Consider the following 20,197-nt stretch of genomic DNA (forward strand, 5'->3'; position numbering starts at 1 on the left):
TCTATTGCTCCCGCTCAGGCGCTTCATTCGAAGTTTTACTGTTGCTACATCCTTGCCTGTTCACCACCATCTATCTCACCTACCGAGTGATAGATAAGATTTATTATTAAAATGATAAAAATTCGTTATAATTTCTTTAAATCTTTAAACATCACACCATATAAACCACTGTAATAAAAAGAATTCAATAAGCAGCAATTTTCTCTACCGCATGCGCGCAGCCAAACGGTCGTCATTGCTTACGCTTATTGTCCTCTGCAGTGCTTTTATGGGTCAGATGTTGTGTGACCGAACAAATCAGGAGTGGGTATGAACACGAAAAGACGCGCAGTTCCCGGTATCAGGCACTATGACGGCCCCGCCGGAGGCTGGGGCGCGTTAAAAGCGACGGCCATCGCGGTACGTACCCAAATGGATACCCTGGACGCTCCCGCGACGCTGCTGCGCACCAACCAGCCGGACGGTTTTGACTGCCCTGGCTGCGCGTGGCCTGATAAGGAACATAAATCGACGTTCCAGTTCTGCGAGAATGGCGCGAAGGCGGTGACCTGGGAAGCCACCAGCAAACGCGTTACCCCCGCGTTTCTGGCGGAAAACAGCGTCGCTTCGCTGCTGGCAAAATCGGACTTTGAGCTGGAAGGCTACGGTCGCCTGACGCATCCCCTGCGCTATGACCGGGCAAGCGATACCTTCCGCCCTGTCGACTGGGACGAGGCGTTTCAGCGCATCGGCGAAGTCCTGCGCGGGCTCGAACCGGACCAGGTCGAGTTCTACACCTCCGGGCGCGCCTCTAACGAAGCGGCATACCTGTTCCAGCTCTTTGCCCGCGAATACGGCACCAATAACTTTCCTGACTGCTCGAATATGTGCCACGAGGCCACCAGCGTCGGCTTGCCGCGATCTATCGGGATCGGGAAAGGCACCGTCTCACTGGACGACTTCGATAAGACCGAACTGGTGATCTCCATCGGCCATAACCCTGGCACCAACCATCCGCGAATGATGGGCACCCTTCATGAGCTGGCACGTCGCAACGTGCCGATTATCGTCTTTAACCCGCTGCGCGAGCGCGCCCTCGAACGTTTTGCGGACCCGCAGAGCGTGATTGAAATGGCGACCTACAGCTCCACGGATATCGCCTCGACCTATTTCCAGGTGAAAGCCGGGGGCGATGCCGCCGCGCTGAAAGGGATTGCTAAACACCTTCTGGAGATGGAGGCCGAACGCGGTGACGTGCTGGATCGCGCCTTTATTGCCGAACACACGCAGGGCATTGAGGACTTCAGCGCCGATATCGCGCAAACCCGCTGGGACGACATTGAGCGCGAGTCGGGCCTGAGCCAGGCGGCGCTTAAGAAGGTGGCCGAGGCCTATGCGAAATCAAATGCCACCATCATTACCTACGGGATGGGTATTACCCAGCACAATAAAGGCACGGCGAACGTCCGCCTGATCGCCGACGTGCTGCTGCTGCGCGGGAACATCGGTAAGCCCGGCGCGGGTATCTGCCCTCTGCGCGGCCACTCAAACGTGCAGGGTAACCGGACCGTCGGGATTAGCGAGAAACCCACACCGGCCTTCCTGAACCGTCTGAAGGACGTATTCGGCTTTGAGCCGCCGTCTCACCACGGACACGATGCGGTGCAGGCCACGCAGGCGATGATTGACGGTCGTGCGAAGGCGCTTATCTGCCTCGGCGGCAATTTTGCGGTTGCGATGCCCGATCATGAACGGGGCTTTCCGGCGATGGGTAACCTGGAGTTGAGCGTGCACGTTGGCACCAAGCTGAACCGTACCCATCTGCTGGTGGGCAAAGAGACCTTTATTTTCCCCTGTCTCGGCCGCACCGAACTGGATATTCAGGCCACCGGCCGTCAGTCCATTACCGTTGAAGATTCCATGTCGATGGTGCACGCCTCGTCCGGCAAGCTTAAACCCGCCTCGCCGTTGCTGCGTTCGGAACCCGCCATCGTGGCGGGCCTGGCGAAAGCCACACTACCGGAAACCCACGTGGACTGGATGGCGCTGGTTGAGGATTATGACCGTATCCGCGATCTGATTGAGCAGACCATTCCTGGGTTCGAGAGCTATAACGCGCGGATCCGCGTTCCCGGCGGCTTCCGCATGCCGCTGCCGCCAACGCAGCGTATCTGGCCGACCGCGACGGGCAAAGCAATGTTCTCGGTGTTCGAGGGGGTTCATGAGAACGCCAGCGGTGAAGGCGAGCATGTGCTGCGTCTGATTACGCTGCGCAGCCACGATCAGTACAACACGACCATTTATGCCCTGGACGACCGCTACCGTGGGGTCTTTGGCCGCCGCGACGTGCTGTTTATGAACGAAGACGATATGGCACACTCAGGGCTGGAACACGGCGACCGCGTGGATATCGAAACTGCCCTGCCCGGCAGCGTTCAGCGCCTGGAGGACATTACCGTGGTGGCGTACAGCATCGCCCCGGGTTCCGTCGGGGCCTATTACCCGGAGGCTAACGTGCTGGTGCCGCTCGATTATCTCGACAAGGACAGCGGGACGCCGTCTTATAAATCCGTTCCGGTTCGCATCACCCTGCGCTCAAAAGAGATCCGCATGCTGTAAGGTCGTTCGCGCAGAGAAAACGATGGATATTAAACAGTTAAAATACTTAATCGCACTCGACGAGACCCGCCACTTTGGTAAAGCGGCCTCGCAGTGCAACATCACCCAGCCGACCCTCTCCATGCGCATCCGCAGCCTGGAAGAGGAGCTGGGGCTGGTGCTGATTGCGCGCGGGCAGCGCTTTGAAGGGTTTACGCCTGAGGGTGAACGCATCCTCGCATGGGCCCGCGCGCTGCTGGCCGCGCACGACGGGCTGCAGGCGGAAGCCGCGCTGTGCAAAGGCCAGGTGGTGGGTGAATTACGGCTTGGGATGGTACCGCTGGCGAGCGTGGATCCGATGATCTTTATTCGCCTGCTGACGCAAAAATACCCGGAGCTGACCTTCAGCCTCTATTCCATGTCCTCAGCGCAGATTGCCGACGGGGTCAGCCGCAACCAGCTTGAGCTGGGAATTTGCTACCTCAACAGCATCGACACCGGCCTGTTTGACATTATTCAGCTGCCAACCACGAAGATGGGCCTGCTGCATGACGTCCGCCATTTCCAGCTCGGCCAGGCAACGCTAACCTGGCACGACCTGACGGAATTTCCGCTGGGGTTCCTGACCAAAGGGATGCACTACCGGGCGCATATGGAGGCCAGCTTTAACGCGGCCGGCATCGAACCGACGTCCGTTTTCGAGAGCGACTCGACGTTCCAGATCATTCAGGCCGTTCAGAGCGGCGTGTGCTGTGCCGTGATGCCGCTGAACAACGGGCTGGAGGCACTGAACAACAATTTCAGGATTGTCCCCATCGCCGACGCGAACATTGAGGCGCCTGTCGGCCTGATTATGCGCAGGCAGAAACCCGTCTCCTCGCTGGCGCTACGCTGTTTTACCGACGCGCGGGAAATTTATCACGCAGTCAATGAAGCGTAGGCCTGGCGCGTCACCACGCTAAAGCCGCCGATCAGCACCGCGTCGCAACTCTCCCGATGTTCCGGTGAACTCACCAGCGCGCGGAGCGCATCGCGAATGGCGTTAAGGGTTTCAGGCGAGGTGTTTTGCGAGGCGATCAGCGGCAGTCCTGGCGTGAGAGGGGTACGGTCAACGACCGCCAGCCCCGCGAGCCGTTCCGGCTCATGGCGCTGCAACAGTGCCCAGGTTACGCAGTCGATGGCCGCAATATCCCCCACCCCGCCTTTAACATCAATCAGCGACTGGCGATGGCTGCCGCTGAAAATCACCCGTGAAAAATAGTCATTGACCGTATCAGGTGCCACTCGTCTTCGCAGCGTGTTGTAGCCGGACTGGGAATCCGGCGCATTACACACCACCCGCCGCCCACGGAAATCGTCAACGCGCAGGTGTTTATCTTCTTCCCGCACCACCAGCAGGCTGCGGTAAGCGATCCCTTCGCAGCCCGGCGCCGCATAATGAAAACAGCCGACGACCTGCACATCCGGCAACTGTGTGACCAGCGGATAACCGCAGGTCTGGCTCAGGATGAGTCCAGGCTGCTGCCAGTGCGTCAGTAAGTCCTCTTCCGGGATGCCCGGCACAAGATCGCCCACCGGCACACCGCGTGCCAGCAGCAAAGCGTGCACAGCTCGCCACAGCGCGTCGTTATCGGCCCGATTGACGGCATACATCGGAAACGCCAGCAGGTTACTCATGCTCTTCTCGCTTTATCCCCGGATGAACCGTGACATCCACGGCCTTATCCCAAAACTGTCGCAGCCATTGGCCGTATCCCTTGACCACAAAACCGTGATTCCGCTGCTGATACACCGCCCGGTTTTGCTGGTAGAGCGCCTTCAGACCATACCAGGGCACGCCTGGCAGATCGTGATGCACTGAATGGTAGTTGAGATTCAGGAACAACACCTGCCAGAAGATCCCGGCTTCGTTGATTACCGATCGCGCGAGAGGATCGTCTGCAGCGCGGTGCTCGAGGAAAGAGCGCACTTTGGTGAGCGCCAGCGCGGGATAGCTCACCGTCAGCACAAACCAGACCGGTGAAAAACCAACATGGCGCATCCAGACAAACAGCCCTGCCAACAGCACGCCATGCACCAGCCACATCAACATCGCCCCCATGTGCAGCTGGCGAAACGCCGCCACGGCACTTCCCAGCGTCTGAACGATATCCAGCAGCGGAGCCAGTAACAGCCGCCCCAGAAAAGTATTACGCACATGAATAATGCGCTTCTGCCAGGGCGTAAAACGCGCCCAGGTCTGTTCGGTAAAATAGTAGGATTCCGGATCGTCCACCGGTACCGTGAGATGATCGTTGCGGTGATGGGCCAGATGCGAGTCGCGGTACAGGCCATAGGGATACCAGACCGCCAGCGGCAGCGTACCGAAAAGCTGATTTAACCGGGGAAAGCGTGTCGGATGGCCGTGGATCAGCTCATGCTGAAGCGACATATACCACGCGGTAAACCAGATCAGCAGCACCGTGGCAGGCAGTAAACCGATCGTGTGCCAGTACGCCAGGGTGGTAAACCAGCCGGTATAGATAGCGATAATTAACAGCCAGGTGGGAAGCTCGCTTCGCCACAGAAACCGTGTGGCAAGCCGGTGAATATGTTCTCGCTGTTGCGGGTGTAAATAGTGACTCATTCCTTCCGATGCCGTTCCGCCTGTCATTCTGTGTCCTGACGATCCGTGAAAACGGCTGAAATAACAAAGAACTTAAATCGCTTTGCTTTGCCAGAAATGGCGTTTATGCGCTCTCTACCTGTTGACTTATTTTGTAATAAAGCTACTTTTCAGGACATGAAAAAAATCCTGATTATTGTTCCCGACGGCGGCATGCTGTTTGAAGCCGCCGGTATCGCCGACATTCTGATGCAGGCCAACCGACTGCACCCGGAAGGTCTGTCTCGCCCGTGTTACCGCATCATCATCGCCACCACGCAGCCCCATCAGGTGATCCACGGTCAATCCGGATTAAACCTGCTGGCAGATTATCGTCTGCCTGAACTGGACCCGCGTGAACCACTCGATACCATCATCATTACCGGCCGCGGCATGAATGAACTGGAGAGCACCGCCGTGGTGGACTGGCTGCATCTCGCTGCGCCCCATGCGCGGCGTATTGCCTCCATCTGCGGCGGCGCGATGCTGCTTGCGCAGAGCGGTTTGCTTGACGGACGGCGGGCAACCACACACTGGCGTCTGCTGGAGACAATGCAGGCCGCTTATCCGGCCATCAGGGTGGAAGGCGGCCCGATCTACGTTCAGGATGGGCCCATCTGGACCTCCGGCGGGGTCAGTTCCGGTTTCGACCTGACGCTGGCGCTGGTTGAAGACGATTACGGTTTCTCTCTCGCTCGCGACGTGGCGCAGGATATGGTGATGTACCTACGCCGTCCGGGCGGGCAGCTGCAGTTTAGCCGTTATAATTTGCAGCAGTCCGGTACCCAGGGGCCGATTAGCGAACTGCAAAGCTGGATCCTGCAAAACCTGACCGCCGATCTCTGCGTTGAGCGCCTGGCGGAAAGAGCGGCGATGAGTCCCCGTAATTTCACCCGCGTATTCACGCGGGATGCAGGGGTCCCTCCGGCCCGCTACGTGACGGAAGCGCGTCTTGCCGCCGCCCGGCAGCTTCTTGAGCAAACCAGCGATCCGCTGGAGCTGATTGCTGAGCAAAGCGGGTTTGGCACCAGCATCAACCTGCGTCGTGTTTTCGAGAAACAGCTTCATCTCACCCCAACGGAATATCGCCAGCGTTTCCACTGCCGCAAGATGGCGTAATGTGATCCTTTTTTGTCATTTACGCCATTCAGCCTGACGCCTACAGTGACTCCAGACAACAGAGATAAGGAGTGCATCATGGTTAAGGTCGGTATTAACGGTTTCGGCCGTATCGGACGTAATTTCCTGCGCGCGGCGCTGGGTAACCCGGATCTTCAGATTGTGGCCATTAACGATCTGACGGACAGCCAGACCCTCGCCCATCTGCTCAAATATGATTCCCTGCTCGGCACGCTGCAGGTACCCGTTGAGGCGGCTGACGGCGCGTTACAGGTGGACGGGCAGCGGCTCACCGTCTTCAGCGAACGCGATCCGGCAAACATCCCGTGGCGCGACGTCGGGGTGGACGTGGTGATTGAAGCCACTGGTTTCTTTACCGAACGGGAAAAAGCGGCAGTGCATATCACCCACGGCGGCGCTAAGCGCGTCATCATCTCTGCACCGGGTAAAAACGATGACCTGACGGTGGTGATGGGTGTAAACCACGAGCTGTACGATCCGACCCTGCACGCCGTCGTGAGTAACGGGAGCTGCACCACTAACGGACTGGCTCCGGCAGCGCAGGTGCTGCATCAGCAGTTTGGTATTGAGCACGGCCTGATGAACACCACGCATGCTTATACCAACAGCCAGGCGCTGCACGACCAGCCGGAGAAAGATCTGCGCGGTGCACGTGCGGCGGCCCTCTCGATTGTGCCTTACTCCAGCGGCGCGGCGAAGGCGTTGGGGAAAGTGATCCCTTCTCTGGACGGTAAGCTGACCGGGTATTCTCTGCGTGTGCCGGTTCCTGTGGTGTCAATTGTGGATTTGACGGTAACGCTTAGCCGTAACGTGACCGCCGACGAGGTGAATGACGCGTTCCGTCAGGCCGCGGCTAGCGGCCCCCTGAAAGGGATCCTGGGCTATAGCGATGAACCGCTGGTCTCCAGCGATTACCAGGGCGACCCGCGCTCCTCAATTATCGACGGGCTGTCGACGCTGGTGATTGGCGGCAACATGGTCAAAATTCTGGCGTGGTATGACAACGAGTGGGGATTCTCAAACCGCCTGGTGGATCTGGCGGTGCTGATGGATAAGAAAGGGCTGTAAGCCTTACCTTGATGCCGGGTGGCGCTTGCGCTAACCCGGCAAATAATTCACTCCGCTTTTACTTTTACACCCATAAACACAATCACCATTGCCGTCACCAGCAGGAAACCGCTGCCCGCAAATACGCCGCTGGCACCGTTGAGGTCGAATACCGCCCCGCCACCCGCCGCGCCTGCGCTTATTGCCAGCTGAATAGAGGCTACCAGCAAACCGCCTGCACTTTCGGCTTCATCAGGGACGGTGGTTGCCAGCCAGGTTGACCAGCCCACCGGTACCAGGCCAAAGGCAAAGCCCCAAAGCGCAACCAGTAACCCATCCAGCATCGCCAGATGACCAAACGCGACCATCATCAGCGCCAGTACGCCCATGGCGAACGGCACCAGCGCCAGCGTCAGGCGCAGATTTCGTGCCAGCAGATGTCCGGCAATGGAGGTGCCGATAAAGTTGGCGATACCAAAGCCAAGCAGGATCAGCGAAATCGTCTCTACGCTTGCCTGACCGACGGTCTCCAGGAACGGGCGCAGATAGGTAAAGAAAGCAAAATGGCCGCTGAAAATCAGAATGGTTGCCAGCATCCCGCCGATCATCCCCGGACGACGCAGCACCCGGAACAGGGTTCCCAGGCTGCCGCTGCTCTCCGGCTTCATCGACGGCAGGACCCAGACCTGCCACAGCAGAGCCGCCACGCTCGGCACTATGCAGAGAACAAAGACGTTACGCCAGCCAATCAGGCTGCCCAGATAACTTCCCAGCGGCGCCGCGACAACTGTTGCAATGGACACGCTGGAGAAAATCACCGCCAGCGCTTTCGGCACCTTATCGGCAGGTACCAGCCGCATCGCCGTAGCGGTCGACATCGCCCAGAATCCCCCGATAGCAACGCCCAGCAGCAAGCGCCCCATCAGCAAAACGTGCAGGGTTGGCGCAAAGGCCACCAGCAGGCTGGAGATGATTTGCAGCACCGAAAAGAACATCAACACCCAGCGACGGTCGATACTTTTGGTGGCTGGCGTAATCAGCAAACCGGTGACCAGCGCCACCAGCGCCGTTGCCGTGACGGCCTGCCCGGCCATCCCCTCCGTTACGCCGAGACTGGCAGCCATTGGCGTGAGCAAACTGGCGGGCAGAAACTCCGCCGTGATCAAACCAAATACGCCCAGCCCCAGCGAATAGACCGCTCGCCAGGCGGGTTTTGCAGGCGCTATCGCCTCGCTCGCCGCGACACATGAACTCATCTGTTGATCTCCCGTTATCAAAATGTGACTAATGTCGCAAAAGCATAGAGTGTTCCCCATGGACGATCTATGACATATAATCTCCACTTATTGATTATTCGTCCGGAGTTGTGCGATGACCGTTCAGTCACCCGATTTGATAAGCGAGCTTTTACGCGGCATGCGCCTTTCTGGGGTGAAATACCGGCGAATTGAAGCCAGCGCGCCATTTGGTGTGGCGTTCCATCAGGCGCCCGGTAAGGCGCAGTTCCATTTCGTCAGCCACGGCAGCGCGCTGCTGCGAATGGAAAGCGGTGCGACGTTCGAACTGAATAGCGGGGACGCCCTGTTTATTCCAGGCGGTAATTCCCATGCCCTGCTCTCCGATGAGCAGGCAACCATCACGCCCATCAATGCCTTTCCCAGCGAGCCCATCTGCAGCTCGGTGTGTGCCATCACCTGCGAGCCCTGCCCGGAAAGCGAGAACACCATCATCTTTAGCGGGTGCATGGATTTTGAGCTGGGCGGGATGCAGCCGCTGATCAAGGCCATGCCGGAGGTGATGATGGTGAGCAGGCTGATGTCCACCTGGCCGGAGATCCACCCGTTGCTGGCGGCCATGGAGCGGGAATCGATGACCCGACAGGTGGGGTTTGCCGGGATCCTGGCGCGTCTGGCAGACGTCGTTGCGGCCTTAATCGTGCGGGGCTGGGTCGAAGCCGGATGCGGCAAAGCCACGGGCTGGGTACAGGTGCTGCGCGATCCCCGCCTCAGCAGAGCAATTTATGCCATGCACCAGCAGCCCGGCCTGAACTGGAGCGTGGCTGAGCTGGCAAAAGAAGCGGGCACCTCCCGCTCCGTGTTTGCCGAACGGTTTCTGGCCGCGACGGGGACCACCCCGGCAAAGTATCTTAGTGAGCTGAGAATGCGGCTGGCTATTCAGTACATCCGTCATGAAAACCAGCCCATCGAAACGGTCGCGCTGCGGCTGGGTTACGGGTCTCTGGCGGCATTTAGCCGGGCTTTTAAGCGCATTATTGGACATGCGCCGGGCACGCTGCGGGAAGCCAGCCAGACCCCGGAAGAGGTCTGACTGACCGACCGGCTAGCATCAGAAATAGTATTTAAAGCGCACGCGGCCACCGTAGCGGTCGTCGTTTTTATTGTCACCCTCTTTCGGTGATGCGTTGACCCAGGATGCATACGCGCCCAGATAGATGTTGAAGTTTTTCATCTTCATGACGTTCGGGATCAGGTACGACGTATGGATGGTATGAATGTCGTACTTGCCCGGGTCGGTGATCCAGCAGTCGTTTTCACACTCGGCGTCAAACGTTGAGGTATTAAACTCGTCGATTTCGTTATGGGCGTAGATATAGCCCAGTTCGAAATTATGCCATAAGGCATTAATGCCTGAGGTAAAATCGGTTTCGCCCGTCGCGTCCAGGTAAGCCGTATTGAGGTTCATGACCACGCCATTTTCCGGATCGGTTTTGAGCCCGTCCCAGGTCAGAGTAAATCCGTAGCCGGTTCGGTCTGACTGATCGACCCAGCGGCCTGCGTCGTCACGATAGCCGTAAGCGTTGTTCACCAGGTTGCTCTCCATGGCCACCGCAGTTGAAAACGGTCCATTTTGCCATGAGATGACCGGACGCACGTAGGCCACATTTTTATCGTTCTCAAGCTCTGCGCCGTGATAGCGTTGGTCGACGTACAAATCGCTGCCGTCTTTGAACAGGGTATTCAGCTCAAAATACCAGTTATCCAGCGTCTTGCTCATCAGGAAGTTGCCCCCGCTGTCGGTTCGCCCGCGCCCTTCTTTTAGCATATAGATATAGCCGTAGCCATCGCTGTAGAGATCGTCCGCGGTATTTCCTGAGTATTCCACAAAGGTATCCTGATTGAGCGGGAACATATCGTAGGCCTCGAAGCGCCCGACCTTAATTTCCCAGTCGTTCTCAGCGCCAAAGAAGAATACGGCATCATCGAGATACATTTTCCCGACAAGATCGCCGAGAGGCTGAACGGAGAAACCAGCAAAATTGCCGTTATCCATTTTACGATAACCGTCAAAGCCTAATAAAATACGTCCATTAATATCCCAACGTTCCTTATCTCCCGGCGCCCAGTCGCTATTAGCACTTTGCTTAACGGACGTCAGGCTGCCTGTTTTACTGGCGGCATCCATATTAAATTCAACGTCGCCATAAAATTTAATATCACCATATCCCGAAAGCGTCAGTTTTGGCGGTGCCGTCCCGCTCACCGGTTCTTCCGATTGTACAACCACGGCAGGCGAAGTCTGCGCCGCGGCTGCCTGCTGCTGTTTAAGCGCCTGAATTTGCGCTTCTAGTTGTGCCAGTTTTTCTTCCACGCTTGTCGAGGGTTGTGCAGCAAAAAGTGCGCCAGAATAGAATGCGCTCATCAGAATTACCGTTTTCTTTAATTTCATAGAATCCATCCTGATTATAGAAGTGAATACCTAAATATTGAACCTCGCCATTTCGACCAAATACCATCGGAGGTGCCATTATGTTTTTTGATAAGCTAATTATGAATTTTAACTTGTGTGATCGGCATAGAAGAAACATCTCGCGATTAATAAAAGAAAGACAACCCACTTCACACTCTTATTTTATTAACCACACCTATATTTTAATGTGAAATATATATGATTATTTAAAGGCATAATTTTTTTAATTCCATTCACATAACAAATTCATTCCTATCGGACGGGCCGGACGAAGCGGTAAATCCTCTGGTTATGTGAAAAATGGGATATTCAACACGCGAAGCGGGCAATATTCGTCTAAGGTTTTCAGGTGATTGACAACAGCGGTCACGCTGTTTAGTGAAGACAGGAGACGAACTCATGATAAGACCTCGTACACTACGCCCTGCATTCTTGCAGCTTGCGCTGGGAGGCGCGCTGCTCGGCGTAACAGCATTCGCTTATGCTGACCAGCCCCCTACAACCCAGACAACCTCACCCGATATTTTGCTGGGTCCTCTGTTTAATGATGTGCAAAGTGCCAAACTGTTTCCCGATCAAAAAACGTTTGCTGATGCCGTACCCAAAAGCGACCCGCTGATGATCCTGGCGGATTATCGGATGCAGCACGCCCAGTCCAGCTTTGACTTACGCCACTTTGTCGAGATGAACTTCACGCTCCCCGCGGAAGGTGAAAAATATGTTCCGCCTGCTGGACAAAGTTTGCGTGAGCACATTGACGATCTCTGGCCTGTACTGACCCGCACCACAGATAAAGCCAGCAACAAGTGGGATTCGCTCCTGCCGCTACCGAAACCTTACGTGGTGCCCGGCGGGCGTTTCCGCGAGGTGTATTACTGGGACAGCTATTTCACCATGCTGGGCCTGGCCGAAAGCGGCCACTGGGACAAAATCAGCGATATGGTGGACAACTTCGCCTATGAAATTGACACCTTCGGCCACATCCCTAACGGCAACCGCAGCTACTACCTGAGCCGTTCGCAGCCGCCGTTCTTCTCCCTGATGGTCGAACTGCTGGCGACGCATGATAAAGATGCGTTGAAAAAATACCGTCCGCAGATGGAGAAAGAGTATGCCTACTGGATGGAGGGCGTCGATAGCCTGCAGCCGGGCCAGGCCAACAAACGCGTGGTGAAGCTGGATGACGGGACAATCCTCAACCGCTACTGGGATGACCGCGATACCCCGCGTCCTGAATCCTGGCTCGATGATGTAAACACTGCGAAAAACAACCCTAACCGCCCGGCGACGGAAATTTACCGCGATCTGCGCTCGGCAGCCGCGTCAGGCTGGGACTTTAGCTCCCGCTGGATGGACGATCCGCAAAAGCTTGGCACCATCCGCACCACCAGCATTGTGCCGGTGGACCTGAACGCCCTGATGTTCAAGATGGAGAAGCTACTGGCACGGGCAAGCCAGGAGGATGGCGATACCTCCGGTGCGAGCAAATATGAGGCACTGGCCGCTTCGCGCCAGAAGGCCATCGAGAGCCATCTGTGGAATGAAAAAGAGGGCTGGTACGCGGATTACGATCTCAAGAGTAAAAAGGTGCGTAATCAGCTCACCGCCGCCGCCCTGTTCCCGCTTTACGTGAAGGCGGCGGCACAGGACCGCGCGGATAAAGTGGCTGCAGCGACCTCTTCACGCCTGCTGAAGCCGGGCGGCATTACGACCACCACCGTCAACAGCGGCCAGCAGTGGGATGCGCCAAACGGCTGGGCACCGCTGCAGTGGGTCGCAGCGGAAGGATTGCAGAACTATGGACAGGACAAAGTGGCGATGGACGTGACCTGGCGCTTCCTGAAAAACGTTCAGCACACCTACGACCGCGAGAAGAAGCTGGTGGAGAAGTATGACGTCTCGTCTACCGGCACCGGCGGAGGCGGCGGTGAATATCCGTTGCAGGATGGATTTGGCTGGAGCAACGGCGTGACGCTCAAGATGCTGGACCTGGTTTGTCCGAAAGAGAAACCGTGCGACAGCGTGCCGGAGAATCAGCCTGCGGCGAATGATGACGCCGCGCCAGCGAAAAGCGCGGCGCAGTAAGGGTATTGCCGGGTGGCGGCTACGCCTTACCCGGCCTACACGTGCTCCCCCTCTCCCTCAAGGGAGAGGGGTAAAGCTCATCAGAAGCTGTAACTCGCCCCTAACTGGAACGTCCGGTCACGCCCAATCCAGCAGTTGGTTGCGTCGTAACAGGTCAGCGTCTCTTTATTGGTGATGTTCTGCGCGCTGGCTTTCACCGTCAGCCCTTCCAGAGACGGCAGGACTTCGCCCATGCGGTAAGAGGCCGCCAGATCGTACTGCGTGGTGCCCCCAAGTTTGCCCGCATCGTTACTCGGTGAAATTTCCATCGGCCCGGTATAGCGCGCGCCAGCCCCCAGCATTAACCCTTTCAGCGGCGTACTGTCGAAGGTGTAGTCGCCCCACAGGTTAAAGGCATTCTCCGGCACCTGTGTTGAACGCTTGCCCTGGTATTTATCATCTTGCGTATTGATCGCGTGGGTGTAAGCATAGTTCGCAATCAGCGTCAGGTTATCCGTCGGACGGCTGACCGCCGACAGCTCAGCCCCTTTGGATTCCACTTCCCCGGTCTGACGGTAGTTGAGGAAGCCGGGATCGGAGGTGACGACATTTTTCTGGCGAATGTTAAACACCGATGCGGTAAAGGTGGTGGCGTAGTCTGCCAGCAGGTATTTCACCCCGCCCTCAACCTGCTTGCTGGTGGTTGGCTTGACGTCTTTGGCGACGAGCGTCCCCTGTGGGGATACCGGCGCAAAGCCTTCGGAATAGCTGATGAAAGGCGAAATCCCATTGTCGAAGGCGTAAAGCGCCCCCAGACGTTTGGTGACCCGATCCTGAGAGACATACGCTTTGTCGCCGTTTTGCAGGTAATTCGTGGTCACGGAGCGGTAATCGTCATAGCGCAGGCTGCCCAGCAGGTTTAATCCGCCGAACTCCACCTGATCCTGCAGGTAGTAGCCGTTCTGCTGATAGCTCAGACGGTTTTTCTGGGCGGTATACAGCCCCAGCGCGCCTTCATCTATCTGCGCGTGGTCAGGATTGCGCATATCAATACCCGGCGTTGAGGAGGCGTATCGGTAGTGGAAGTGCGAGTTCAGCTTCTGATAGTCAAACCCGGCCAGCAGATGATGTTTCCAATCCCCCAGCGCAACCGTTTTGGTGACCTGGTTGTCGATGTTGAAGCTCTGAAGGTCTTCATCCGTGGTGTAAGCAAAGCGATTGAGTTGATAGACCTCGCTCCCAGGCCCGGTTGAATAGACGCTGCGCTGATGGGTGTCCACGTCGAAATAGCGCGCTTTCTGATTAAAGCCCCAGCCGCTATCAAACTCATGTTCAAAGCTGTAGCCCAGCATCCACTGGCGCTGTTTGAATCCGCTCCACTCGTCCCCGGCATAGTCCCGGCGATCGGCGTAGCTCGAGCGCAGATAGGCGAGCGGCAGCGGGTCGGACGGCGACAGGCTCGGCGTATTTTGCGCCAGCGCATCAATGGTGAGACGCGTTTTGCTGTCCGGCTGCCAGGTCACTGACGGTGCCACGAGATAGTTTTCGTAGCGCGTGGTGTGCGGCTGGTCGTCATTTTCCGTCGCTTTCCCCAGCAGACGGTAGTTCCAGTCGCTGTCAGCGATTTGCCCGGTTGAATCGAGGTAGCCCTCTTTCAGGTTACGGGTGCCGGTGTTAAAACCCACCTCGGTACGGGAGGCTTTTTGCGGCTTCTTACTTTGAATATTCACCAGCCCACCCGGCGAGCCGCCACCGTACAGCACTGAAGAGGGACCTTTCAGAATATCAACGCTCTCAATCAGCAGCGGATCGATGCGCGCTTTGGTGTTACCGGTGACGTTATACGGCAGCTGCAGACCGTTATAGAATTCCTGGTCAACGGTAAACCCGCGGATTTTGTATTCGCTCATGTACGAGGTACTGCCCCTCACCTCGGTCGAGACGCCCGGAGCATAGCGCAGGATTTCATTCACGGAGTTCGCGTGACGCTTTTCTATCTCCTGCTCAGAAAGGGTATTGATCACCTGCGGCGTTTTACTTTCAGCCACCGCCGATTTGGTCGCACTGTTCGTCCATGAAGGAAGCGCGCTGCCCTGCTCTGCGCCCGTGACTACAATAGTCGATTCTTCGGCAAAAGCCTGTGCCTGCAATGCCAGCGCCACGGCTCCTGCCAACGCACATAACGCAAAACGTGAGGTATTCATAATTGTCGTCTTTGTTATAGATAGTACTGGGAACGACAATTATTATCATTTCGATTAGCAAATCAATACGCGGATAAAAAAAACGGCCCTCAGGTGAGAGCCGCTTGTGAAGATGTTATGCCCGTCGGAGTAACCGGAATATGCCCAGTACAACGATCGCGCCGACCACCGCGACCAGGAAACTGTGGAGATCGAAACCGCTGATGCTGCCGCCAAAGCCAAACATCGTTGCCAGCCAGCCGCCGACAACCGCCCCGACCACACCGAGTACACAGGTCAGAATAAAGCCGCCACCATCATTTCCCGGCATGATCAATTTGGCGATAGCGCCGGCAATAAGACCAAAGATAATCCAGGCGATGATACCCATAGCGATGCCCTCTTGCAGGTTTAACGCATGCACGGAAAACCTTCCGCGCTGGTGACTTAAGTATAGGTCATCGCCCGAAAATCATTTTCATCTCACCGACTTAAATTACGGCGGTCAGTAAAAAAAAATCACCGGTTTGTATTAAGTTTCATTTCAGATTGCCGATAACGCAGAGACAGTCTGTCAAATATCAAGGAGCAATCTGGCGTGAGTAATTACAGTGAGCAGTTCCTGAAACAAAATCCGCTGGCTGTATTAGGGGTATTACGCGACCTGCAAAAAGGTGAAGTGCCGCTACGCATGCGTTGGTCAAACAATCAGTTTATCAGCAAGATCCTGGACGTGTCGTCCGACCGGCTGATCGTCGACCTGGGCAGCCAGGAGCATGAGAACCGCGCCGCACAGCGGGCGGAAAAAATCTCGGTGATGGCTGAAACTCACGGCGCAAAGGTGGAATTTATTCTGCCGCGACTGGAGCTGAGCGAATATCTGGGGCTGCCTGCTTTTACCTCGCCGCTGCCTGATAACCTCTGGTTTGTCCAGCGTCGGGAATATTTCCGCATCAGCGCCCCGCTCCATCCCGCTTATTTTTGTCGGGCAAAAATGCCGGATAAAAAAGAGATCCGCTTCCGCCTTTTTGACCTGTCGTTGGGCGGCATGGGCGCGCTGATGGATACCCCAAAACCTGACGGGCTGGTTGAAGGCATGCGATTCACGCAGATTGAGCTGGATATGGGCGGCTGGGGACGGTTTTATTTCGATGCGCAGCTGATTGCCATCAGCGAGCGTAAGGTGGTGGACAGCAAGAACGAGACCATTTCCACACCCCGTCTGAGCTTTCGCTTTCTCAACGTGGGGCCGGGCGCAGAGCGCGAACTTCAGCGCATCATCTTCTCTCTGGAGCGAGAGGCGCGGGAACGGGCGAATAAAGTCTTGTGAGGGGCGTCGGGCAGCGAGGCCGCCCGACAACGGCGTTACATGGCGTCCATCGCTTTCTGTACTTTCCAGATATACCGAGGTGCCTGCGGTGACGGGTGGTTCTTCACTACATGTTCAAAGAACTCGTCTTTGTCCATGTCGTTTATCTCTTCAATCGCCTCTTTACGGTCGGACGAGAAGGTTCTGAGCAGCGCACCGGCACCGTTCACGTAAGAGACCACCAGCGCGTACTGCATCACTTCAGGATCTTCAATCCCCTTCAGCACGCCGTGTTCCAGAATGCTCAGGTAAGCTGTTCCCATCGAGATGTTGCGTTCCGGGTTTTTCAGCTCGCTGGTCGACGGCTGACCGCGCCAGCCCATATAGCGGTAGACCTCTTTGCCTGCCGTTGATGCTTTAAGCTGCATCAGCCCCACCGCGTTGGATTTACTGACGAGCGTTGGGTTGCCGCCGGATTCCACGGCAATGATCGCCGTGACCAGTCGCGGGCTCACGCCCCAAGCCTTCCCGGCTTGTTCGCTGATCGGCATCCACTGCATGGCCCGTTTCACCGGCACTTCCGGGTTCCAGGGCGGATTTTGATAATCATGTTTTGAACTACAGCCAGCAAGCAACACAATCAAAAAAGCAAACCATCTCAATTTCACGTCATCTATCCTTATAGCCGGTCATCGCAGTGCGCCGCCTCTTGAAGCAGGCGGCGTATAAGCGGCATGATATAGACAATTAGTTTCTCATTCAGCAAGGAATTGCCATGTCTCAGTTTCATCTCATCGCGCCGTCGGGTTACTGCATCAACCAGGACGCGGCACAGCGGGGCGTTCAGCGCTTACTGGAATCCGGCCATCGGGTAGAAAATCAGACTATTATCCCCCGCCGCCTGCAGCGTTTTGCCGGAACAGAAGCGCAGAGACTGAATGATATCAACAACCTGGTGAACCTGAAGGGCGCTAACCAGATTGTGCTTGCGGTGCGCGGCGGGTATGGCGCGAGCCGATTGCTGGAGAGTATCGACTGGCAAGGCCTGGCAAAACGCCAGCAGCAGGATCCTCTGCTGATTTGTGGACACAGCGATTTCACGGCGATCCAGCTCGGTCTGCTGGCACTGCACAACGTCATTACCTTCAGCGGCCCGATGCTGGCCGGTAACTTCGGCGCGCCGGAGCTGGATGCGTTCACCCAGGAACATTTCTGGCGCGCGCTGCAAAATTCGACCTACAGCGTTGAGTGGCAGGGAAATGGGCCGCACTGGGAATGTGAAGGCCAGCTTTGGGGTGGAAACCTGGCGATGCTGGTGTCGCTGATTGGCACGCCGTGGCTGCCCCAGATTGAGGATGGCATCCTGGTGCTGGAAGATATCAACGAGCATCCGTTCCGCGTCGAGCGTATGCTGCTCCAGCTTTACCATGCGGGCATTCTCGGGCGACAGTCCGCCATTGTGCTCGGCAGCTTTAGCGGCTCGGCACCGAATGACTATGATGCAGGCTACTCCCTTGAGACGATGGTTGATTTCATCCGCTCGCGGCTGGATATTCCGGTGATTACGGGGCTCGATTTTGGCCATGAGCAGCAGACCGTTACCCTGCCGCTGGGCGCTCAGGCAACGCTGACGCAAAATAATTCAGGCAGTCGGCTGACTCTCAGCGGCCATCCGGTCTTAAAGGCATAAAAAAGCGCTTAAACCGCCTCAATAAAACGCTGTTCCTGTCGTTAATATGTTAGGGTTTTAATAACAGCGTTAACATTGAGGTGGGAGTACGACAACATTGGATGCCGCAGCAATAATCAGCCTTTTCATTCTGGGTTCTGTGCTTGTAACCAGCAGTATTTTATTGAGTTCATTTTCATCACGTCTCGGCATACCTATTCTTGTTATTTTCCTTGCCATCGGCATGTTGGCTGGCATTGATGGCATCGGCGGTATCCCATTCGATAATTACCCTTTCGCATACATGGTGAGTAACCTGGCGCTGGCGGTGATCCTGCTGGACGGCGGGATGCGAACCCAGGCGAGCTCTTTTCGCGTCGCCTTAGGGCCTGCGCTGTCGCTCGCGACGGTCGGCGTGTTGATTACCTCCGGCCTCACCGGGATGATGGCCGCGTGGCTTTTCCATCTCAATCTCATGGAAGGTTTGCTGATCGGCGCGATTGTCGGTTCAACCGACGCCGCTGCGGTATTTTCCCTGCTTGGCGGTAAAGGGCTAAACGAGCGCGTCGGCTCAACGCTTGAGATTGAGTCCGGCAGTAACGATCCGATGGCGGTGTTTCTCACCATCACGCTGATTGAGATGATCCAGCAGCACGAAACCGGATTAAGCTGGATGTTCGCGTGGCATATCCTGCAGCAGTTTGGGCTGGGGATTGTTATTGGCCTGGCAGGGGGATACCTGTTACAGCAGATGATCAATCGCATTTCGCTGCCCGCGGGGCTTTACCCCCTGCTGGCGCTGAGCGGCGGAATTCTGATTTTTGCCGTCACCACCGCGCTGGACGGCAGCGGCATTCTCGCCGTCTACCTCTGCGGTTTCCTGATGGGCAACCGGCCGATTCGTAACCGCCATGCCATTTTGCAGAACTTCGACGGCCTGGCGTGGCTGGCGCAGATCGGCATGTTCCTGGTGCTGGGCCTTCTGGTCACGCCATCCGACCTGCTGCCGATCGCCGTTCCGGCGCTGCTGCTTTCTGCGTGGATGATCTTCTTCGCCCGTCCGCTCTCGGTGTTCGCGGGTCTGCTGCCGTTTCGCGGCTTCAACCTGCGCGAACGGGTGTTCATCAGTTGGGTGGGCCTGCGCGGCGCGGTGCCGATTATCCTTGCGGTGTTCCCGATGATGGCCGGTCTGGACAACGCGCGGCTGTTCTTTAACGTGGCGTTCTTCGTGGTGCTGATCTCGCTGCTGTTCCAGGGGACGTCGCTCGGGTGGGCGGCGAAAAAGGCCAAAGTGGTGGTGCCGCCCGTTGGCTGGCCGGTCTCCCGCGTGGGGCTCGACATTCACCCGGAAAACCCGTGGGAGCAGTTTGTTTACCAGCTCAGCGCCGACAAATGGTGCGTGGGAGCCTCACTGCGCGATCTGCATATGCCCGCCGAAACGCGCATTGCCGCCTTGTTCCGCGATAATGCCCTTCTGCACCCTACCGGCAGCACCCGCCTGCGCGAAGGCGATATTCTGTGCGTCATCGGCCGCGAGCGCGACCTGCCCGCGCTGGGCAAACTGTTCAGCCAGTCGCCTCCTGTCGCGCTGGACCAGCGGTTCTTCGGCGATTTTATTCTCGAAGCCAGCGCCAAGTTTGCCGATGTGGCGCTGATTTACGGCCTGGATGAGGGGCTTGAGTACCGCGACAAGCAGCAAACGCTCGGGGAAATCATTCAGCAGCTGCTGGGCGCTGCACCCGTCGTCGGTGACCAGGTGGAGTTTGCCGGGATGATCTGGACGGTTGCGGAGAAAGAAGATAACGCGGTGAGAAAAGTCGGGGTCAGGCCGATGGAAGAGGAAACAGAGTAGTTGT

The 20,197-nt window shown here is 56.8% G+C and carries 16 protein-coding genes; 9 read left to right on the forward strand and 7 right to left on the reverse strand.

Annotated elements, in window-relative coordinates:
- Positions 1 to 309: 309 nt before the first annotated feature.
- Entirely contained in the window at positions 310 to 2,598 is a 2,289-nt protein-coding gene (locus EXW94_RS05930) for an FdhF/YdeP family oxidoreductase (protein WP_174339718.1), read from the forward strand.
- 22 nt (positions 2,599 to 2,620) lie between these two features.
- Positions 2,621 to 3,517, forward strand: coding sequence for a LysR family transcriptional regulator (locus EXW94_RS05935; protein ID WP_174339719.1), 897 nt, complete (start codon positions 2,621 to 2,623; stop codon positions 3,515 to 3,517).
- On the opposite strand, the gene EXW94_RS05940 is transcribed toward EXW94_RS05935, so the two are convergent.
- Positions 3,496 to 4,254, reverse strand: a complete 759-nt coding sequence (locus EXW94_RS05940; RefSeq protein ID WP_174339720.1) for a phosphate/phosphite/phosphonate ABC transporter substrate-binding protein — start codon at positions 4,252 to 4,254, stop codon at positions 3,496 to 3,498. The genes EXW94_RS05935 and EXW94_RS05940 overlap by 22 nt on opposite strands.
- Entirely contained in the window at positions 4,247 to 5,203 is a 957-nt protein-coding gene (locus EXW94_RS05945; RefSeq protein ID WP_174339721.1) for a fatty acid desaturase, read from the reverse strand. The genes EXW94_RS05940 and EXW94_RS05945 overlap by 8 nt, the downstream gene beginning before the upstream one ends.
- 156 nt (positions 5,204 to 5,359) lie before the next feature.
- Here EXW94_RS05945 and EXW94_RS05950 point away from each other — a divergent pair, with 156 nt between their 5' ends.
- Together EXW94_RS05950 and gap are read left to right on the forward strand one after the other, a co-directional pair.
- Positions 5,360 to 6,340, forward strand: a complete 981-nt coding sequence (locus EXW94_RS05950; protein ID WP_174339722.1) for a GlxA family transcriptional regulator — start codon at positions 5,360 to 5,362, stop codon at positions 6,338 to 6,340.
- A gap of 78 nt (positions 6,341 to 6,418) precedes the next feature.
- Entirely contained in the window at positions 6,419 to 7,429 is a 1,011-nt protein-coding gene (gene gap / locus EXW94_RS05955) for a type I glyceraldehyde-3-phosphate dehydrogenase (protein WP_126816337.1), read from the forward strand.
- A 47-nt stretch (positions 7,430 to 7,476) separates the two neighbouring features.
- On the opposite strand, the gene EXW94_RS05960 is transcribed toward gap, so the two are convergent.
- On the reverse strand, positions 7,477 to 8,664 hold the full coding sequence (locus tag EXW94_RS05960) for an MFS transporter (RefSeq protein ID WP_108417618.1): 1,188 nt from the start codon (positions 8,662 to 8,664) through the stop codon (positions 7,477 to 7,479).
- Positions 8,665 to 8,779: 115 nt separating this feature from the next.
- Between EXW94_RS05960 and EXW94_RS05965 the strand changes: the two genes are divergently transcribed.
- Positions 8,780 to 9,736, forward strand: coding sequence for an AraC family transcriptional regulator (locus EXW94_RS05965; protein WP_174339723.1), 957 nt, complete (start codon positions 8,780 to 8,782; stop codon positions 9,734 to 9,736).
- A gap of 18 nt (positions 9,737 to 9,754) precedes the next feature.
- On the opposite strand, the gene EXW94_RS05970 is transcribed toward EXW94_RS05965, so the two are convergent.
- Positions 9,755 to 11,095: a carbohydrate porin gene (locus EXW94_RS05970; RefSeq protein ID WP_174339724.1), complete on the reverse strand. Its 1,341-nt coding sequence runs from the start codon at positions 11,093 to 11,095 to the stop codon at positions 9,755 to 9,757.
- 420 nt (positions 11,096 to 11,515) lie between these two features.
- On the opposite strand from EXW94_RS05970, the gene EXW94_RS05975 reads away from it, so the two are divergent.
- A complete protein-coding gene (locus EXW94_RS05975) occupies positions 11,516 to 13,201 on the forward strand; it encodes an alpha,alpha-trehalase (protein WP_174339725.1) in 1,686 nt (561 codons plus the stop codon).
- A gap of 80 nt (positions 13,202 to 13,281) precedes the next feature.
- Here the strand turns inward: EXW94_RS05975 and EXW94_RS05980 are convergent, their stop codons facing one another.
- Both EXW94_RS05980 and EXW94_RS05985 read right to left on the reverse strand, forming a co-directional pair.
- On the reverse strand, positions 13,282 to 15,384 hold the full coding sequence (locus EXW94_RS05980; protein WP_174339726.1) for a TonB-dependent siderophore receptor: 2,103 nt from the start codon (positions 15,382 to 15,384) through the stop codon (positions 13,282 to 13,284).
- 115 nt (positions 15,385 to 15,499) lie between these two features.
- A complete protein-coding gene (locus EXW94_RS05985) occupies positions 15,500 to 15,754 on the reverse strand; it encodes a GlsB/YeaQ/YmgE family stress response membrane protein (RefSeq protein ID WP_010432765.1) in 255 nt (84 codons plus the stop codon).
- 207 nt (positions 15,755 to 15,961) lie between these two features.
- On the opposite strand from EXW94_RS05985, the gene EXW94_RS05990 reads away from it, so the two are divergent.
- Positions 15,962 to 16,693, forward strand: coding sequence for a flagellar brake protein (locus EXW94_RS05990; protein WP_042717465.1), 732 nt, complete (start codon positions 15,962 to 15,964; stop codon positions 16,691 to 16,693).
- Between the two features lie 35 nt (positions 16,694 to 16,728).
- Here the strand turns inward: EXW94_RS05990 and emtA are convergent, their stop codons facing one another.
- A complete protein-coding gene (gene emtA / locus EXW94_RS05995; protein WP_010432759.1) occupies positions 16,729 to 17,340 on the reverse strand; it encodes a membrane-bound lytic murein transglycosylase EmtA in 612 nt (203 codons plus the stop codon).
- Between the two features lie 107 nt (positions 17,341 to 17,447).
- Here emtA and ldcA point away from each other — a divergent pair, with 107 nt between their 5' ends.
- A complete protein-coding gene (ldcA, locus tag EXW94_RS06000; protein ID WP_174339727.1) occupies positions 17,448 to 18,362 on the forward strand; it encodes a muramoyltetrapeptide carboxypeptidase in 915 nt (304 codons plus the stop codon).
- Positions 18,363 to 18,459: 97 nt separating this feature from the next.
- Entirely contained in the window at positions 18,460 to 20,193 is a 1,734-nt protein-coding gene (locus tag EXW94_RS06005; protein ID WP_108417611.1) for a potassium/proton antiporter, read from the forward strand.
- The last annotated feature ends 4 nt before the right edge of the window (positions 20,194 to 20,197 follow it).

The organism is Enterobacter sp. JMULE2 (assembly GCF_013337145.1).
GTDB lineage: Bacteria > Pseudomonadota > Gammaproteobacteria > Enterobacterales > Enterobacteriaceae > Enterobacter > Enterobacter mori.

Excerpts from the sequence above, each read along its gene's own strand:
- EXW94_RS05950 (WP_174339722.1), top strand. The coding sequence starts at position 5,360 with ATGAAAAAAATCCTGATTATTGTTCCCGACGGCGGCATGCTGTTTGAA.
- ldcA (WP_174339727.1), top strand. The coding sequence starts at position 17,448 with ATGTCTCAGTTTCATCTCATCGCGCCGTCGGGTTACTGCATCAACCAG.
- EXW94_RS05960 (WP_108417618.1), bottom strand. The coding sequence starts at position 8,664 with ATGAGTTCATGTGTCGCGGCGAGCGAGGCGATAGCGCCTGCAAAACCC.
- EXW94_RS05930 (WP_174339718.1), top strand. The coding sequence starts at position 310 with ATGAACACGAAAAGACGCGCAGTTCCCGGTATCAGGCACTATGACGGC.
- EXW94_RS05980 (WP_174339726.1), bottom strand. The coding sequence starts at position 15,384 with ATGAATACCTCACGTTTTGCGTTATGTGCGTTGGCAGGAGCCGTGGCG.
- EXW94_RS05945 (WP_174339721.1), bottom strand. The coding sequence starts at position 5,203 with ATGAGTCACTATTTACACCCGCAACAGCGAGAACATATTCACCGGCTT.
- EXW94_RS05940 (WP_174339720.1), bottom strand. The coding sequence starts at position 4,254 with ATGAGTAACCTGCTGGCGTTTCCGATGTATGCCGTCAATCGGGCCGAT.
- EXW94_RS05970 (WP_174339724.1), bottom strand. The coding sequence starts at position 11,095 with ATGAAATTAAAGAAAACGGTAATTCTGATGAGCGCATTCTATTCTGGC.
- gap (WP_126816337.1), top strand. The coding sequence starts at position 6,419 with ATGGTTAAGGTCGGTATTAACGGTTTCGGCCGTATCGGACGTAATTTC.
- EXW94_RS05985 (WP_010432765.1), bottom strand. The coding sequence starts at position 15,754 with ATGGGTATCATCGCCTGGATTATCTTTGGTCTTATTGCCGGCGCTATC.
- EXW94_RS05975 (WP_174339725.1), top strand. The coding sequence starts at position 11,516 with ATGATAAGACCTCGTACACTACGCCCTGCATTCTTGCAGCTTGCGCTG.
- EXW94_RS05935 (WP_174339719.1), top strand. The coding sequence starts at position 2,621 with ATGGATATTAAACAGTTAAAATACTTAATCGCACTCGACGAGACCCGC.
- EXW94_RS05965 (WP_174339723.1), top strand. The coding sequence starts at position 8,780 with ATGACCGTTCAGTCACCCGATTTGATAAGCGAGCTTTTACGCGGCATG.